We start from the raw sequence: 15649 nt of genomic DNA, 5'->3' as shown, positions 1-15649 counted from the left end.
CATGAGCTTCGACACTCCCCGCGGAACACGCGGCAAGAAGAGCACGAGCAACCCCGTCGTCCGTCTGGTCAACCGGTTCATGGTGCGCAAGGCCCGGCGATCGGAGTCCGCGAAGCTCGGCCCGATGAGGATCCTTGCGCTGACCACGGTCGGCGCGAAGAGCGGCGAGCGGCGCGAGGTGCCCGTCGCGTGGTTCCCGGGTGGCGACGGCTCGTGGCTCGTCGTGGCCTCGGCCAACGGCGCCGCCAGGAATCCAGCCTGGTACCACAACATCGCCGCGCACCCGGGGAACGTGACGATCGAGATCGGCGACCGCAAGATCGACGTGACGGCCGAGCAGCTGCACGGCCAGGAGCGCGCCGACGCCCTGGCCTCGATCATCGCCACGGCGCCGAACTTCGCCTCGTACAACGACAAGACGGATCGCGAGATCCCGGTCATCCGGCTCACCGAGCGCCCCGCCCCGCAGGGCTGAGGCGCCCGACGAGGCGTCAGGCGCCTGCGACGTCGATCACGTAGCGGCCGCGCACCTGGCCGGCGAGGATCTTCTCGCTGAGCTCGGGCAGGTCGGTGAACGCGGCGTCCACGGCCACCTCACGGAGGTCGTCCGCCGTGAAGAGCTCGTCGAGGCGAGCCCAGGCCTGCGCCCGAGCCTCGGGCGTCGCGTGGACGCTGTCGACGCCCAGCAACGCGACGTTGCGCAGGATGAACGGCATCACCGTGGCGGGCAGCCCGTGACCGCCGGCCAGTCCGCACGCGGCCACCGACCCGCCGTACGAGATCTGCGACAGCACGTTCGCCAGCGTCGTGCCGCCGACGCTGTCGACCGCGGCGGCCCAGCGCTCCTTGGCGAGCGGGCGCGGCTCGCCGGAGAGCTCGTCGCGCGCGATGATCTGCGCGGCGCCGAGGCTCGTCAGGTACGGGTGCTCGCTGTCCTTGCCTGTGGCCGCGTGGACCTCGTACCCGAGGCGGGACAGGATCGACACCGCGAAGCTGCCGACGCCGCCGGTCGCGCCGGTGACCAGCACCGGACCGTCCTCGGGCTTCACGCCGGCCGCCTCGAGCCGCAGCACGCACAGCATGGCCGTCAGGCCGCCCGTGCCGACGGCCATCGCGCCCCACGGCCCGAGCCGCTCGGGCGCCGCCACGACCGACTCCGCCTCGACGCGCTGGTACTGCGAGTAGCCGCCCGGGCGGGTCTCGGACAGCTCGGCGCCTGTCAGCACGACCTGGTCGCCCTCGGCGAAGCCACCGCCGGCCTCGACCACCTCGCCGGCCAGGTCGATGCCGCACGTCAGCGGAAACGTCCGGACGACGCCCGGCTTGCCGAGCATCGCCAGGCCGTCCTTGTAGTTGAGCGACGAGTGGGTGACCCGCACGAGCAGGTCGCCCTCGCCGAGGTCGTCCCGGCTCAGCGTCACGAGCTCGGCGGGCTGCTTGGGCGCGGTGACCTGGTAGGCCTGGAAGGTGGTCTCGGGCATCGGGATGTCTCCTGGGGCGAACGACGGCGTGGACGGTGAGGACGGAACTGCTTCCCGTCCCACACTGGCAGGCTCGCGGCGTCCTCGCGCAGTGGGCTCGGTTCCTGGGCGCGGCCGGGCCATGATGAGTGCACGCTGCTCGGGCGCAGCGCTCACCGACGGAGGTGCCCATGGAGCAGGAGGCAGCGACTTCGCTGTTCTGGATCAGCCTCGCGATGGTCGCCGCGCCGCTGCTGGCCCGGCTCGTCCGCGGTCGTCTGGTGCCGGAGGTCGTCCTGCTGCTGGGGCTGGGACTGGTGATCGGCCCCTTCGCCCTGGACCTGGCCGGGATGGACCCGGCGATCGGCATGCTGCGCGAGCTCGGCCTGGCGATGCTGTTCCTGCTCGCCGGCTACGAGATCGACATCGCGGAGCTCACCGGTGGCGCGGGCCGCCGCGCCATGCTCACGTGGTGCCTCTGTCTGGCTCTCGCCTTCGGCGCCGTGGCGCTGCTGCTGGGCGATCGCGGCTCCGGGGAGAAGGACATCGCGTTGGCGATCGCCCTCACCTCAACGGCCCTGGGCACGCTGCTGCCGATCCTGCGTGACGGGGGGATGCTCTCGACCCCGGTCGGCGCGTCGGTGCTCCGTCACGGCGCGTTCGGCGAGCTGGGTCCGATCGTCGCCATCGCGGTGGCGCTCGGTGCCCGCGGCTCGGTGGCGTCGCTCGTGGTCCTCACCGTTTTCGTGGCCATCGTGGGCTTCCTCGCGGTCGTCGTGCGACGACTGCGCGTCGGCGAGAGCCGTCTGCGCGCAGCGCTCCAGGAGGGCGCCGAGACCACGTCCCAGCTGCCGATCCGCCTGACGATGCTGCTGCTCGTGTCGCTGGGGGCCGTGGCCGTCGCGTTCGAGCTCGACATCGTCCTGGCCGCCTTCGCCGCCGGCTTCCTGCTGCGCTTCGCGATCCCGGAGGGGTGGGAGCTCATCGAGCACAAGCTCGACGGGATCGCCTACGGATTCCTCATCCCGATCTTCTTCGTCACCTCGGGGATGGCGATCGACCCGGGTGCGATCGTGGCGGCCCCCGCGACGTTCGCGACGGTGATCGCGCTGATCCTGCTCGTCCGCGGCGTGCCCGTCTTCCTCGCCTCGCGGTTCACGGGTCCCGCCGACGAGCGCTTCGAGAACCGCGACGCGCTCTCGATCGGCTTCTACGCCGCCACCGGCCTGCCCATCATCGTGGCCGTGACCTCGGTGGCGGTCGACAGGGACCTCATGTCCACGGCCGACGCCTCGCTGCTGGTCGCTGCCGGCGCCGTCACCGTCCTGATCTGCCCGTTGCTCGCCCGGCTCGTCGGCGCACCGCGGGTGACCGCCCCCGAGGAGCCGGGTCGCTAGGGTCGGATCGTGCCCGCCGGACGCTTCGCACCCTCGCCCTCGGGCGACCTGCACCTGGGGAACCTGCGCACGGCGATCCTGGCGTGGTGGTTCGCCCGGTCGACCGGCCGCCCGTTCCTGGTGCGCGTGGAGGACCTCGACCGGCAGCGCTCGCGTCCGGAGTTCGAGGCCAGCCAACTGGCCGACCTCGCGGCGCTGGGCCTCGCGTGGGAGGAGCCGGTCGTGCGGCAGTCCGAGCGCGACCCGCTGTACGCCGCGGCGCTCGAGCGGCTGACCGCGGAGGGCCTGACCTTCGAGTGCTTCTGCACCCGGCGCGAGATCGCGGAGGCCGTCAGCGCCCCGCACGCGCCGCCCGGCTCCTACCCCGGGACGTGCCGCGACCTCGACGAGGCCGAGCGCGCAGCGCGCCGGGCCGAGCGCCCGCCGGCCGTGCGGCTGCGCGCCCGCGAGCGCACGTGGACGATCCGGGACGCGCTCCACGGCGAGATCACCGGACACGTGGACGACCTCGTGCTGCGCCGTGGCGACGGCGCCCACGCCTACAACCTCGCGGTGGTCGTGGACGACGCGGACCAGGGCGTCGACCAGGTCGTGCGCGGCGACGACCTGCTGCACGCCGCCCCGGCGCAGGCGTACCTCACCCACGAGCTGGGAGTCGCGCCGCCGACCTACGCGCACGTGTCCCTCGCCCTCAACGCCGAGGGCCGGCGGCTGGCGAAGCGCGACGGCCCGGTGACCCTGCGCGACCTCTCCCCCGAGCGGGCCTGGGACCTCATCGGCGCCTCCCTCGGGGTCGGTGCCAGGTCGCCCGAGGCGCTGCTCGACGAGCTCGACCTCGCATCCCTCCCGCGCGAGCCGTGGGTCGTCACGCTGTGAGGGACCCCGTTTTGGAGACTCGGAGAACCGTCGGGTAGGCTTGCGGTCGCGGTTCAACCGCACAGCATGAGGCCCCGTGGCGCAGTTGGTTAGCGCGCCGCCCTGTCACGGCGGAGGTCGCGGGTTCGAGTCCCGTCGGGGTCGCCAGTGCTGAGAGCCCCGCCCGAATGGGCGGGGCTCTCGTCATTCCCGCACCCGTGCTCAGCCGGGCTGACCGAACACCTCGGCCTCCAGCGCGGCGAACTTCCGGCGCGAGAGCGCGTGGACGACGCGCAGCGGCGGCCCGCCCAGGTTCAGCACCCGGTGCTCGGCGTGAGCCGGCAGGCCCTTGAGCGCCCACGGCACGAAGAAGCGCGCCTCCGCGAGGCTCTGCTTCGAGCGGAAGCGGGTGCGCTCGAGCTCCTCCCACTCGTCGCCGCCGAGGTACCGCTGGAGGATTGCGACCGCCGCCGACTCCTCGTGGGCCAGGTGGAACCCCAGCACCTCGACGAGGTCCCCGAGGGTGTCGCACAGCAGGTCGTGGGCGCGCTGGTCGGCCGCCTGCGACAGCCGCTCCAGCTCGGTGGTCGCGGCGGTGAGCAGCGGGTCCAGCACGGCGTGCTCGGCCTCCATCTCCTGCAGGACACGCTCCGACGCCGTGTCGGAGGCCGCGCGGACGCGCTCGAGCAGCAGCGGCCAGAGGATCTCGTCCTCCTTCGTGTGGTGCTGGTGCAGCTCGTGCGTGAACCGCTGCCAGCGTTGCGCCAGCAGGGTCCACCGGGCACTGTCACCCGTCGCCGTCGTCGCGGCCGCGCGGTCGAAGTCGCGCAGGTCGCGGCGGAAAGCGTGGTGCAGGACGTACATCATCGTCATGTCGGCAGGCCCTTCCGGAGCGGCGGCCTGGCCGGGGAGCAACAAGGGAGCGGGGGTCATGGTTCTTCTCTCGTCTCGGGTACGGCGACCGGTGGCACGGCTGTCGTCCGTGCGAGCCGGTACGCAGGGAGGGAGACGCGACCGCCGCCGCTGATACGTCCGGCCGATTTCTGCGCGTCCCGGCGGGTGCGGTAGGGTGAACGTCGCTCGTCAGAGCACGGCCAGGTAGCTCAGTTGGTACGAGCGTCCGCCTGAAAAGCGGAAGGTCGCCGGTTCGACCCCGGCCCTGGCCACCACCTTGAGATCCCCGGTCCCCGACCGGGGATTCTCTCGTTCGTCGCAAATCCGTTGGAGGAGCGGCCGCCTCCGCTTAGGCTGGAACGATGCGCTCCCGCCTCGTCCCGATCGCCCGCCGCCTGGGCGTGGTGCTCGGACTCCTCCTCGTCGCCTCGATGCTGGCGGCCCCCGCCCACGCGGCGAAGCCCAGCTCGCCGAAGCGCTTCGGCGGCTACGCGTTCGACACCTGCGTGTCCCCCTCCAACGAGGTGATGGACGCGTGGAACGTGGCGTCGCCCTACACGGTCGTCGGCATCTACACGTCGGGCAACTCGCGCTACTGCGACGAGTCGAAGCAGCCGCACCTCAGCCCGACCTGGGTCCAGCGCCAGGCGTCCCGCGGCTGGCTGTTCCTGCCGATCCACGTGGGCTACCAGGCGCCCTGCTTCGACTCGAAGTCCTCGAAGAAGCGCATGTCGTACGACCTGACGAGGGCCCGCGCCCAGGCCCGCGCCGACGCCGACGAGGCGGTGCGCAGCGCCGCACGCTACGGCTTCGCGAAGGGGAACGCGGTCTACCTCGACATCGAGTGGTACGACCGCACCAACGCGCGGTGCAGCGCCTCCGTGATGACCTTCATCGACGCCTTCGTCCAGCGCGTCCACCAGCGCGACTACAAGGTGGGCCTCTACTCCAGCGCCTCCGCCGCGATCCAGGCCGTCGACGAGGCGCGCCACGCGAAGCGCAGCGGCTTCGACTTCCCCGACCAGATGTGGTTCGCCTGGACCAACCGGAAGGCCAACACCGACGGCCGGCCCTACCTCTCCCACACGTTCTGGAGGCGCGACCGGCTGCACCAGTACCACAACAACGTGGCGGTCTCCTACGGCGGACGCAAGGTCACGATCGACAAGAACGTCCTCACCGTGGGCGGTGGGTCCAGGGCCAAGAAGGAGCAGAAGGTCTGTGGCATCACGCCCACGCTGAAGCGCTACCGCGGTCTCAAGGCGGGCTCGCGCGGTGGCGACGTGAAGCTGCTGCAGTGCCTGCTCAAGCGCGCCGGACACCAGGCCACCGTCACCGGCCGCTGGAACGCGCGGACCACGAAGGCCGTCAACTCCTACCGTGCCTCGCTGGGCTGGAAGCAGACCTCGTCGGTGTCGCGTCCGCTGTGGACCGCCCTGCTGTCGCGCGGCAAGACGCCGATCGCGCTCAAGCGGGGCAAGGTGGGCGAGCCCGTGCACCGGCTCCAGCGCACGCTGCGCGCCGCGGGCCACTCGGTCTCGGTGACGGGCATCTACGACGCCCGCACCGCCGGCGCCGTGCGCGCGTACCGCAAGAACGTGGGGCTGCCGGGCTACCAGACGGCCGACCGTCGCGTGTGGGCCGCGCTGCAGGCCGGTCGCCGCTGACGGCTCAGGTGCGCGGCGCGGTCAGCATGATGCCGCCCAGCCCGACGAGCATCGCCCCACCGGTGCGCCGCACCGCGGTGAGCCGGCGGGGCGACCGCACGAACCAGGCGCGCGCCGTGCCCGCCAGCAGCGCCCAGCCCGAGTCGCACACGATCGCGATGAGCAGGAAGAGCACGCCGAGCACGAGCATCTGCGCACCGATGGCCCCGGCCCCGAAGTCCACGAACTGCGGCAGCACGGCGACGAAGAAGACGATCGTCTTGGGGTTGGTGACGCCGACGACGAAGCCCTCGGCGAGGCTGCGCCACGGCGAGTCGGTGGTGCCGCCGTCCTCGGCGGCCGCCAGGTCGATCCTCCCGTGACGGATGGCCTGGATCCCCAGGTGGACGAGGTAGGCGGCGCCGAGCACCTTCACGACGGTGAACACCACGGCCGAGCCGGCGACGATCGCGCCGAGCCCGAGCGCCACGGCCGCGACGATCGGCAGGCCGCCGAGTCCGTTCCCCACCACGCTGAGGATCCCGGCGCGGCGTCCGTGCGCCAGCGACCGCCCGATGACGAACAGGACGCTCGGGCCGGGCACGAGGATCAGGACCAGCGACGCGAGGGAGAACGCCAGCAGGGTCTCGGGACTGGGCATGGATGAACAGTAGTCCTGCAGGCGCGCACCCCGGGGACGACGAACGGCCCACCCGGAGTCCGGGTGGGCCGTTCGCGTGGTCGGTCGATCAGTGCATGACGACCGGGGGCTGGCCCTGGTCGTCGAGCAGCCGGACCGGCTCGCTCTTGCGAGGCAGGAACGCGACCGGGATCAGCGTCACCAGGAGCACGGCGAACGCGACCCAGTAGGACTGCTCGAACGCCTGGGCCAGGTCGTTGAACCCGGCCTGCAACTGGTCGGGCGTGACGCCCAGCAGCGAGACGAGCTCCGCGCCACGGTCGGTGTGCGAACCGGCCGCCAGCTGGGCGGGCGTGAGGCCCTCCTCGACACCGGGAATCTTCTCCGAGCCGGGGATGATCGAGCCCTTCTGCATGCCGTTGGTCAGCACGACCGAGATGACCGCGATGCCCGAGGCGCTGGCGACCTGCTGCACGACGTTCAGCAACGTCGAGCCGCGCGCCACCTCGTGGGAGGTGAGGGTCTTGAGCGCCGAGGTGAAGATCGGCATCATCGTGGCGCCCATGCCCAGCCCCATGACGAACAGCCACAGGATGATCTGCCAGTAGGGGGTGCTGGGCTCGGTGCTCATCGCCACGCCGAACATGCCGACGAGGATGCCGATGAAGCCGAACGGGACGATCCGCCCGACCGGGATCCGGTCGACGAGCGCACCGGCGATCGGCATCGTCAGCATCGCGCCGATGCCCTGCGGGGCCACCAGGATGCCGGCCATCATGACCGACTCCCCGTGCACCTGCTGGAAGTACGTGGGCACCAGCAGCAGCGCGCCGAAGAAGGCGCTCGCGAACAGGAACATCACGATGAGCGACACGCGCAGGTTGCGGTTGCCGAGCAGCCGCAGGTCGAGCAGCGGGTGCTTGGGCTTGAACGACCAGACGACGAACGCACCGATCAGCAGCAGGCCGATGACGGTCGGGACGATCACCTTGCTGGCGAGCGCCGTGCCCTCGCCGGGGATGGACGAGATGCCGTACAGCAGCAGCGCCAGGCCGGGCGACATCAGCAGCATGCCGACGACGTCGAGCGACTCGCTCGGCTCGGGGGCGTCCTTCGGCAGCACGCGGGCGGCGTAGACCAAGCCGATCGCGCCGATCGGCAGGTTGATGAGGAACACCCAGTGCCAGGACGCGGCGTCGATGAGGATGCCGCCGATGATCGGGCCGAGGATGGGGCCGAGCAGCATCGGAATGCCCAGGATCGCCATGAGGCGACCCATGCGGTGCGGCCCGGCAGCCCGGGTCATGATCGTCATGCCCAGCGGCATCAGCATGCCGCCGCCGAGGCCCTGGAGCACGCGGAAGGCGATGAGCGACTCGATGTTCCACGCCGCGGCGCACAGGACGGAGCCGAGCGTGAACAGCGCGATCGCGGTCATGTAGAGGCGCTTGGTGCCGAAGCGGTCGGCGGCCCAGCCGGTGAGCGGGATGACGGCCGCGAGCGCCAGCATGTACGCGGTGGCCGTCCAGGCGACGGTCGCGTACGCGAGCGGCTCGCCGTCGGTGGACAGCTCGGTCTGGAACGTGGGCAGCGCGACGTTCACGACCGTGACGTCCAGGATGGACATGATCGCGCCGAGCACCACCACCCCGGCGACCTTGAGGATCTCCGGGGTGATCTTGTCGTCGTCGATGACGACGTCTTCAGGAGGACTGGCTGACATCTGGTTCTTCCTTCGAAAGTGGCTTGAGGGCCTCGACGAGAGCGAGGCACTGTGCGGTGTCGAGGTCGTCGAGCAGCGTGCGCACGGCGTCCTCCTTCGACTTGAGGTGGCTCTGCGCCAGACTCCGACCGCGATCGGTGACGGCGACGAGCTTGACCCTTCGGTCCTCCGGGTTCTCGGTGCGCACGAGAAGCTTCTTGCGCACCAGCTGCTCGACGTTGCGACCGGCCGAGGCCGCCGACAACCCCACCGCCTCGGCGAGGTCGCCGATGGCGACCGGATGGTCGTGATGGGCGAGCGCGAAGACCAGTCTGGCCTGCGTGAAGGACAGTTTCAGGCCTGCGACCGTCTCCAGCGACTCGCCCTCGGCCGTCGTGAAGACCTGCCCGAGGAATCCTCGGACGGCGTCGAACGCGCAGGCGTGGGGTGAGTCGTTCATGGCTCGAGAATACTAACGCACCTGCAACTATTGCGAGGGCGTGACCTTCGTTACGCCCTGCGTGGACCGGGAGTTTCAGAACCTGCCGTAGAATTGCGCGAGTGCCTACACGCTCTGATCTGCGCAATGTCGCCATCGTCGCCCACGTCGACCATGGCAAGACCACTCTCGTCGACGCGATGCTGCAACAGCAGGGCGCGTACTCCGACCACCAGGAAGTGACCGATCGGGTCATGGACTCGGGTGATCTCGAGCGCGAGAAGGGCATCACGATCCTCGCGAAGAACACCGCGGTCAAGTACTACGGACCCGGCACCGAGGACATCCCCGGCAACGCCGTCACGATCAACATCATCGACACCCCCGGCCACGCCGACTTCGGTGGCGAGGTCGAGCGCGGCCTGTCGATGGTCGACGCCGTCGTGCTGCTGGTCGACGCCTCCGAGGGCCCGCTGCCCCAGACCCGCTTCGTGCTGCGCAAGGCGCTGCTGGCGAAGATGCCCGTCATCCTGGTCGTGAACAAGGTCGACCGTCCCGACGCCCGCATCGCCGAGGTCGTCGACGAGACGTACGACCTCTTCATGGACCTGCTGCCCGAGGACGCCGCCGACGACGCGCTCGACTTCCCCGTCGTCTACGCCTCCGGCAAGGCCGGCATCGCCTCGCTGGAGAAGCCCGAGGACGGCACGCTGCCCGCGGGCGAGAACCTCATCCCGCTGTTCCAGACGATCATGGAGCACGTCCCGGCCCCCGAGTACACCGAGGGCGCGCCGCTGCAGGCGCACGTCACCAACCTCGACTCCTCCCCCTTCCTGGGCCGCTTGGCGCTCGTGCGGGTCGAGGAGGGCGAGCTCAAGAAGGGCCAGCAGGTCGCGTGGATGAAGCGCGACGGCTCGGTCGACCGCGTCAAGATCACCGAGCTGCTCATCACCGAGGCCCTCGACCGCAAGCCGGGCGAGAAGGCCGGCCCCGGCGACATTGTCGCCATCGCGGGCATCAGCGACATCAACATCGGCGAGACCCTGGCCGACCCCGAGAACCCGGTCGCGCTGCCGCTCATCCACGTCGACGAGCCCGCGATCTCGATGACCATCGGCACCAACACCTCGCCGCTGGCCGGTCGCGAGAAGGGCACGAAGGTCACCGCCCGCCTCGTCAAGGACCGCCTCGAGTCCGAGCTGATCGGCAACGTCTCGATCCGCGTGCTGCCCACCGAGCGTCCCGACGCGTGGGAGGTCCAGGGCCGCGGCGAGCTGGCGCTGGCCATCCTCGTCGAGCAGATGCGTCGCGAGGGCTACGAGCTGACCGTCGGCAAGCCGCAGGTGGTCACGCGCGAGATCAACGGCAAGCTGCACGAGCCCGTCGAGCGCCTCACCATCGACGCGCCCGAGGAGTACCTCGGCACGATCACCCAGCTGCTGGCCGTCCGCAAGGGCCGCATGGAGCAGATGGTCAACCACGGCACCGGCTGGGTCCGCATGGAGTTCCTGGTCCCGGCGCGTGGCCTGATCGGCTTCCGCACCGAGTTCCTCACCGACACCCGCGGCACCGGCATCGCCCACCACATCTCCGAGGGCTACGAGCCCTGGTTCGGCGAGATCTCCACGCGCCCCTCGGGCTCGCTGGTGGCCGACCGCGCCGGCGCCGTCACCTCGTTCGCCATGACCAACCTCCAGGAGCGCGGCACGCTCTTCGTCGAGCCCGCCACCGAGGTGTACGAGGGCATGATCGTCGGCGAGAACTCCCGTGATGACGACATGGACGTCAACATCACCAAGGAGAAGAAGCAGACCAACATCCGCTCGGCCACCTCGGACAACTTCGAGAAGGTCATCCCGCCGAAGAAGCTCTCGCTCGAGCAGTGCCTGGAGTTCTGCCGCGAGGACGAGTGCGTCGAGGTCACCCCGGCCAACGTGCGCATCCGCAAGGTGGTCCTGGACGCCGGCGAGCGCTCCCGCACCGCCCGCAAGCGCAAGTGAGCTGACCCCCGCTCCACCCGAACCCCTCCCCGGCCTCGCCGGGGAGGGGTTCGTCGTTTCCAAGCCCGCCGCTAACCTGTGCGTCTTGCGTATAGTGTGTGACGCACACTATGGTGTGACGCATGGACGAGTTGACCCAGCAACATCTGCAGGAGCTGCGCCGGGGCACCGTCGTGCTCGCGTCACTGCTCAGCCTGCGCGAGCCGGGGTACGGCTACGGCCTGCTCGAGTCGCTGGCCGCGGCGGGCATCGCCGTGGACGGCAACACGCTCTACCCCCTGCTGCGACGCCTCGAGAAGCAGGGACTGCTCACCAGCGCGTGGAACACCGACGAGGCACGGCCGCGGAAGTTCTACCGCACGAGTGAAGCCGGGGAGCGCCTCACCGAGGCCCTGCTGGCCGACTGGCACGAGATCGACACCGCCCTGGGGCGGCTCACCTCCGGAGGAAGCTGATGACCACCACCCTGACCGACCGGTACGTCCACGCAGCCACCCGCTGGCTGCCGGGCAGCACCCGCACCGAGGTCGCCGCCGAGCTGCGCGAGCGGATCGGCGACACCGTCGCCGCCCGCGGCGGCACGCCTGACGCGGAGCGCGAGGCCCTCGAGGAGCTCGGCGACCCGCTGCGCGTGGCCGTCGACTACACGGGGCGCGAGCCCGTGCTCATCGGCCCTCGACTGTTCTTCCCGTGGCTGCGTCTCACGACGATCCTCGTCGCGGTCGTGGCACCGATCGTCACCGCGGTCGTCGTCCTCGTCGACGCATTCGACGGCGACTCGATCGGGTCGATCATCGGCGGCGGCGTGTGGATGATGCTCGAGATGATCGTGCACCTGGTCTTCTGGACGACCCTCGTGTTCGTGGTCCTGGAGTGGACGGGGACGAAGGCCGAGGTCGAGACCTGGTCGGTCGACCAGCTGCCCGAGACCGACGCGGGCACCGGCACCGCCGACCTCGTCGCCGGGCTGGTCTTCCTGCCGATCTTCGCGGTCCTGATCGTGTGGCAGCACTTCGGCTCGCCGTTCTTCGCCGACGGCGAGCGGATCCCGATGGCCGACCCGGACCTGTGGTCCTGGTACCTGCCGCTCGTGCTGCTGACCCTGGCGCTCGAGCTGGGTCACCTGCTGTGGATCCACCGCACCGGCTGGACCTGGCCGGCGGCCTGGGCGAACCTCGCGCTCACCCTGCTGTTCGCCGTGCCCACCATCGTGCTGCTGCTCGACGGGGCCATCGTGAACCCCGACCTGATCACCCACCTGGGGTGGGACGCCGACGTCACCCAGAAGGCGATGAACGGGATCGCGGTCGGCGTGGGCCTGGTCAGCCTGTGGGAGGCGTTCGACGGCTTCCGCAAGGCGTACGCCCGCAGCCGCGGGTGAGCGTGCGCGGGGCGAGGGTCAGTAGCCCGAGCCCCGCGTCTGCGCGAGGTAGACCAGCGCGGCGACGGTGCCCAGCAGCGGCAGGATGCTGATCGGCTGGCGCACGACGATGTCGACGAAGATCGACAGCGGCAGGATCACCAGCCAGATGTTCTTGGGCAGCGTGCCGGCCATCTCGAAGTCGTACGGCTTGCGGCGGACGCAGTCGACCAGGGCGAAGACCTTGGTGCACATCAAGACCCACCAGATCAGTCCGGTCACGAAACCCATGGGGGGAAGACTACGGTGGGCACCACCCTGAGGTGGTGCCCACCGTGGATTCCCTGGGGGACGAGGTCAGGCCGAGGTGCTCGGCGCACCCGTGGACGACGTGGTCGTCGACGAGGTCGAGGCCTTCTTCGCCGGCGCCTTCTTCGCGGCGGCGGACTTCGTCGCCGTGGCCTTCTTGGCCGGCGTCGTCTTCTTGGCCGCGGAGGTCTTCTTGGCGGTCGCGGTGGAAGCGGACTTCGTGGCCGGCGCCTTCTTGGCCGTCGTGGACTTCGCGGTCGAGGCCTTCTTGGCGGTGGTGGACTTCGCCGTCGACTTCTTCGCCGCGGTGGACTTCGCCGTCGACTTCTTGGCGGCGGTCTTCTTCGCCGCCGACTCCTTCTTCGCGGCGGTCGCGGCGGAGGTGCTCGACTTCTTGGCCGGCGTGGCCTTCTTCGTGCCGGTCGGCGCCGTGGCCTTGCGGATGCGGGCCGAGCTGGCGAACGACGCGGCAGCCGCACCGGCGCTCTCGGTGGCGTCCTCGACGGCCTCGGCGGCCTTGCCGGTCAGGTCCTCGGCCTTGGCGGTGAGCTCGTCGATGATCTCCTCGGCCTTGCCCTTGAGGTCGTCGACCAGGTCGTCGGCCTTCTCGCGGAAGTCGTCGACGGCGCTCTTGAGGTCGTCGACCTTGACGTCCTCGACCTTGCCGCGCAGCTCGGCGACGAAGGCCTCGGCGCGGGCCGAGAAGTCCTCGGCGGCCGTGCGGACGTCGTCGACGGTCAGGCTCTTGGCCAGGACGCGGAAGTCGTCGCTCTTCTTCACGAGGTCGGAGTAGGCGGCCGTGGCGGAGCCGAGCGCGGTCTGCGCGAGGGTCTCGGCCTTCTTCTGCAGGGTGCTCACGTCGAAGCCCTTGACCGTGGACGGCAGGGCGGCGATGTCGTCCAGGATGGACTTGATCTGGGCGTTGATGGTGTCGGTGATGCTCATGGGTTCTCCTCGAGGTCTGCGGTTCCGACGAACGAACGGTAGATGTCCCGCAGCGCCGTCTTCTGGCGTGCGGTCAACCGCGGATCGCGGTCGATGGCGTCCTCGACCAGGGGCGCTCCCGACTGCTCGGCATCGAGGATGCCGGCGCGGACGTAGAGCGACTCGGCCGAGATCCTCAGTGCCTTCGCGATCTGCTGCAGCACCTCGGCGGACGGTTTGCGCAGACCTCGCTCGATCTGGCTGAGGTACGGATTCGAGACGTCCGCGAGCTCGGCCAGCTGTCGCAGCGACATCTGCGCCTGGGTGCGCTGGTCGCGCAGGTACTCGCCGAGCGACCCCACGGCCGACCCGACGCTTCCCGACACGTTCAGCTTTCCCATGTCTCCAGCGTGCTTGCAAAAGTTAGCATTTGCAAGCAAGTGTGATGCAACGGACACGACGGGGTGAAAAGACGTGAAACGGGTGGGGCTCGCGTTAGCCTGTGGTGGCCGATGTGCTCTCGGGCGGCCGCACCTTCGACCCAGCCCGCTTCTCCATGACCTCCTTGCTCCACCGGGCCCTGCTCGCGTTCGCCCTCACCGGCACCTTCCTCATCGCCCCCGCCGCCGCTGCGGACGCCGCCCCGAAGAAGCCCGCCAAGGTCACGAAGATCCGAGCGAAGACCAGCACGTCGACGCTCACGATCCACTGGGCGCGTCCTGCCCGCGCCAAGAAGGTCGCGATCTGCGTCAAGACGGCTCCACGCGCGAGGTCCTGCATCCGCAAGGTCAAGACGCGCCGGAACTCCATCACGTTCCGGGCGCTGCGGCCCAACTCCGGCACCGACTTCTACTACCGCCTCACCTCCTACCGCGGGAAGTACAAGGCCGCCACGCGCTGGAAGAAGGCGAACCTGCGCGTCGGCAAGGGCACCGCGAACCGCGTCGTGGGCGGCCGTGGGCACTACCTGTCGTACCACTGGTCGAAGGTCAGGAGCGCCTCGAGCTATGAGATCCAGCTGTCGACCAACCATCGCTTCAGCGGCCGGGTCGTCCAGGCGGGCCGCAAGGGCCTCGGCGCCAGAATCGACGACCTCAACGGCGGCATGACCTACCACGCCCGGGTCCGTGGCGTGAACGGGAAGGTCAAGGGCGCGTGGGGTCCCGTCACGCGCACCAAGCTGGCCGCCGTCCCCTCGCGGGTCACCGTCGCGACGTACAACCTGTGCGGCGAGGACAAGTGCCGCAGCGCCGACAGCGGCGCGTGGTTCCTGCGCAACGTGCCGACCTGGGCCGTGCGCAAGCCGCTGGCCGGCGCGGTCGTCCGGTCGGGCTCCCCCGACGTCGTGGTGACGCAGGAGTCGGCGACCCGGACCGCCTTCCACACGCAGCTGCCCGGCTTCACCCGCGGCGCCTACAAGAGCGCCAAGACGATCTACTTCCGGTCGTCGCGGTTCACCGCCCTCGGCGGTGGCGGCCTCACGCTGGACTCCGCCACCGGCCGGTACGCCACGTGGAACCTGCTGCGCGACCGGAAGACGGGGACCGCCTTCATCGTCACCAACGCCCACCTCGAGCCGCACAAGGGCGCCGCTCGTGACGAGCTACGCCTCAAGCAGACCGCGCGGCTGATCTCCAAGGTCAACGCCCTCAACCCGCACCGCCTCCCGGTGGTGTGGGGCGGGGACTTCAACTCGAACGAGTCGAACGCGAACCAGGACAACTACCCCGGTGGCTTCGACGCCCCCACCCAGCGCTTCGCGCGCCACGGCATCGTGAACTCGCTCGGCCTCGCCGGCTCGGCGATCAACGCCGAGCTGAACAGCGCGAACGCCGGTGTGCCGGTGCCGAAGTCGAACGGTCACCACGTCGACGCGATCTTCGTCCCGAGCTCGGGAATCACGGTGGAGGCTTGGTCGATGCCGGCGAACTTCATCCAGACCGAGACCGGCCGCGAGTACTCCACGCCGTTCCCGTCCGACCACAATCCCGTCGTCGCGAGGCTGGTCGTCGCGACCCCGTAG

General features: G+C 70.2%; 16 protein-coding genes and 2 tRNA genes. 10 read left to right on the top strand and 8 right to left on the bottom strand.

The annotated features are described in order from the left end of the window. Position 1: 1 nt before the first annotated feature. Positions 2-475, top strand: a complete 474-nt coding sequence (locus B2363_RS14520) for a nitroreductase/quinone reductase family protein (RefSeq protein ID WP_286931033.1) — start codon at positions 2-4, stop codon at positions 473-475. A 16-nt stretch (positions 476-491) separates the two neighbouring features. On the opposite strand, the gene B2363_RS14515 is transcribed toward B2363_RS14520, so the two are convergent. Then, on the bottom strand, positions 492-1481 hold the full coding sequence (locus B2363_RS14515; protein WP_286931032.1) for an MDR family oxidoreductase: 990 nt from the start codon (positions 1479-1481) through the stop codon (positions 492-494). Positions 1482-1651: 170 nt separating this feature from the next. Between B2363_RS14515 and B2363_RS14510 the strand changes: the two genes are divergently transcribed. The 3 genes from B2363_RS14510 (at position 1652) to B2363_RS14500 (ending at position 3880) form a co-directional block, all read left to right on the top strand. Further along, positions 1652-2857 (top strand): cation:proton antiporter, encoded by a 1206-nt coding sequence (locus tag B2363_RS14510; protein ID WP_286931031.1) that lies wholly within the window; start codon positions 1652-1654, stop codon positions 2855-2857. A 9-nt stretch (positions 2858-2866) separates the two neighbouring features. Beyond that, positions 2867-3733: a tRNA glutamyl-Q(34) synthetase GluQRS gene (gluQRS, locus tag B2363_RS14505; protein WP_286931030.1), complete on the top strand. Its 867-nt coding sequence runs from the start codon at positions 2867-2869 to the stop codon at positions 3731-3733. Positions 3734-3803: 70 nt separating this feature from the next. Further along, a tRNA-Asp gene (locus B2363_RS14500) sits at positions 3804-3880 on the top strand. A 54-nt stretch (positions 3881-3934) separates the two neighbouring features. On the opposite strand, the gene B2363_RS14495 is transcribed toward B2363_RS14500, so the two are convergent. Then, positions 3935-4645: a hemerythrin domain-containing protein gene (locus B2363_RS14495; protein ID WP_286931029.1), complete on the bottom strand. Its 711-nt coding sequence runs from the start codon at positions 4643-4645 to the stop codon at positions 3935-3937. 159 nt (positions 4646-4804) lie between these two features. On the opposite strand from B2363_RS14495, the gene B2363_RS14490 reads away from it, so the two are divergent. Then, positions 4805-4881 (top strand) — tRNA-Phe (locus B2363_RS14490). An 87-nt stretch (positions 4882-4968) separates the two neighbouring features. Beyond that, positions 4969-6273: a glycoside hydrolase domain-containing protein gene (locus B2363_RS14485; RefSeq protein WP_286931028.1), complete on the top strand. Its 1305-nt coding sequence runs from the start codon at positions 4969-4971 to the stop codon at positions 6271-6273. A 4-nt stretch (positions 6274-6277) separates the two neighbouring features. On the opposite strand, the gene B2363_RS14480 is transcribed toward B2363_RS14485, so the two are convergent. From B2363_RS14480 to B2363_RS14470, 3 genes are all read right to left on the bottom strand, one after another. Further along, positions 6278-6913: a LysE family translocator gene (locus tag B2363_RS14480; protein WP_286931027.1), complete on the bottom strand. Its 636-nt coding sequence runs from the start codon at positions 6911-6913 to the stop codon at positions 6278-6280. Between the two features lie 88 nt (positions 6914-7001). Then, the gene (locus B2363_RS14475; RefSeq protein ID WP_286931026.1) at positions 7002-8615 is read right to left on the bottom strand and encodes a DHA2 family efflux MFS transporter permease subunit; all 1614 of its coding nucleotides are present in this window, start codon (positions 8613-8615) and stop codon (positions 7002-7004) included. Continuing rightward, positions 8596-9054 (bottom strand): MarR family winged helix-turn-helix transcriptional regulator, encoded by a 459-nt coding sequence (locus B2363_RS14470; protein WP_181753097.1) that lies wholly within the window; start codon positions 9052-9054, stop codon positions 8596-8598. The genes B2363_RS14475 and B2363_RS14470 overlap by 20 nt, the downstream gene beginning before the upstream one ends. Positions 9055-9155: 101 nt before the next feature. On the opposite strand from B2363_RS14470, the gene typA reads away from it, so the two are divergent. From typA to B2363_RS14455, 3 genes are all read left to right on the top strand, one after another. Further along, positions 9156-11033, top strand: a complete 1878-nt coding sequence (typA, locus tag B2363_RS14465; RefSeq protein ID WP_181753098.1) for a translational GTPase TypA — start codon at positions 9156-9158, stop codon at positions 11031-11033. Between the two features lie 122 nt (positions 11034-11155). Then, complete coding sequence (locus tag B2363_RS14460; RefSeq protein ID WP_286931025.1) at positions 11156-11488, top strand: PadR family transcriptional regulator; 333 nt, start codon at positions 11156-11158, stop codon at positions 11486-11488. Beyond that, positions 11488-12414, top strand: coding sequence for an HAAS signaling domain-containing protein (locus B2363_RS14455; RefSeq protein ID WP_286931024.1), 927 nt, complete (start codon positions 11488-11490; stop codon positions 12412-12414). Before B2363_RS14460 ends, B2363_RS14455 begins: the two co-directional genes overlap by 1 nt. A gap of 18 nt (positions 12415-12432) precedes the next feature. On the opposite strand, the gene B2363_RS14450 is transcribed toward B2363_RS14455, so the two are convergent. From B2363_RS14450 to B2363_RS14440, 3 genes are all read right to left on the bottom strand, one after another. Continuing rightward, positions 12433-12684 carry a DUF2516 family protein gene (locus B2363_RS14450; RefSeq protein WP_181753104.1) on the bottom strand — a complete coding sequence of 84 codons (252 nt, stop codon included), beginning with the start codon at positions 12682-12684 and terminating at the stop codon, positions 12433-12435. A 66-nt stretch (positions 12685-12750) separates the two neighbouring features. Further along, the gene (locus B2363_RS14445; RefSeq protein ID WP_286931023.1) at positions 12751-13647 is read right to left on the bottom strand and encodes a hypothetical protein; all 897 of its coding nucleotides are present in this window, start codon (positions 13645-13647) and stop codon (positions 12751-12753) included. Then, positions 13644-14027 carry a helix-turn-helix domain-containing protein gene (locus tag B2363_RS14440; protein ID WP_181753106.1) on the bottom strand — a complete coding sequence of 128 codons (384 nt, stop codon included), beginning with the start codon at positions 14025-14027 and terminating at the stop codon, positions 13644-13646. Before B2363_RS14440 ends, B2363_RS14445 begins: the two co-directional genes overlap by 4 nt. 104 nt (positions 14028-14131) lie before the next feature. On the opposite strand from B2363_RS14440, the gene B2363_RS14435 reads away from it, so the two are divergent. Further along, positions 14132-15649 (top strand): hypothetical protein, encoded by a 1518-nt coding sequence (locus B2363_RS14435; protein ID WP_286931022.1) that lies wholly within the window; start codon positions 14132-14134, stop codon positions 15647-15649.

Source organism: Aeromicrobium sp. UBA7512 (assembly GCF_002476985.1).
GTDB lineage: Bacteria > Actinomycetota > Actinomycetes > Propionibacteriales > Nocardioidaceae > Aeromicrobium > Aeromicrobium phoceense.
This window is presented reverse-complemented; position numbering and strand designations above follow the sequence as displayed.

Coding starts and splice junctions, on each gene's coding strand:
- B2363_RS14520 (WP_286931033.1), top strand. CDS start 2: ATGAGCTTCGACACTCCCCGCGGAACACGCGGCAAGAAGAGCACGAGC.
- B2363_RS14515 (WP_286931032.1), bottom strand. CDS start 1,481: ATGCCCGAGACCACCTTCCAGGCCTACCAGGTCACCGCGCCCAAGCAG.
- B2363_RS14510 (WP_286931031.1), top strand. CDS start 1,652: ATGGAGCAGGAGGCAGCGACTTCGCTGTTCTGGATCAGCCTCGCGATG.
- B2363_RS14495 (WP_286931029.1), bottom strand. CDS start 4,645: ATGACCCCCGCTCCCTTGTTGCTCCCCGGCCAGGCCGCCGCTCCGGAA.
- B2363_RS14485 (WP_286931028.1), top strand. CDS start 4,969: ATGCGCTCCCGCCTCGTCCCGATCGCCCGCCGCCTGGGCGTGGTGCTC.
- B2363_RS14480 (WP_286931027.1), bottom strand. CDS start 6,913: ATGCCCAGTCCCGAGACCCTGCTGGCGTTCTCCCTCGCGTCGCTGGTC.
- B2363_RS14475 (WP_286931026.1), bottom strand. CDS start 8,615: ATGTCAGCCAGTCCTCCTGAAGACGTCGTCATCGACGACGACAAGATC.
- B2363_RS14470 (WP_181753097.1), bottom strand. CDS start 9,054: ATGAACGACTCACCCCACGCCTGCGCGTTCGACGCCGTCCGAGGATTC.
- B2363_RS14460 (WP_286931025.1), top strand. CDS start 11,156: ATGGACGAGTTGACCCAGCAACATCTGCAGGAGCTGCGCCGGGGCACC.
- B2363_RS14455 (WP_286931024.1), top strand. CDS start 11,488: ATGACCACCACCCTGACCGACCGGTACGTCCACGCAGCCACCCGCTGG.
- B2363_RS14450 (WP_181753104.1), bottom strand. CDS start 12,684: ATGGGTTTCGTGACCGGACTGATCTGGTGGGTCTTGATGTGCACCAAG.
- B2363_RS14445 (WP_286931023.1), bottom strand. CDS start 13,647: ATGAGCATCACCGACACCATCAACGCCCAGATCAAGTCCATCCTGGAC.
- B2363_RS14440 (WP_181753106.1), bottom strand. CDS start 14,027: ATGGGAAAGCTGAACGTGTCGGGAAGCGTCGGGTCGGCCGTGGGGTCG.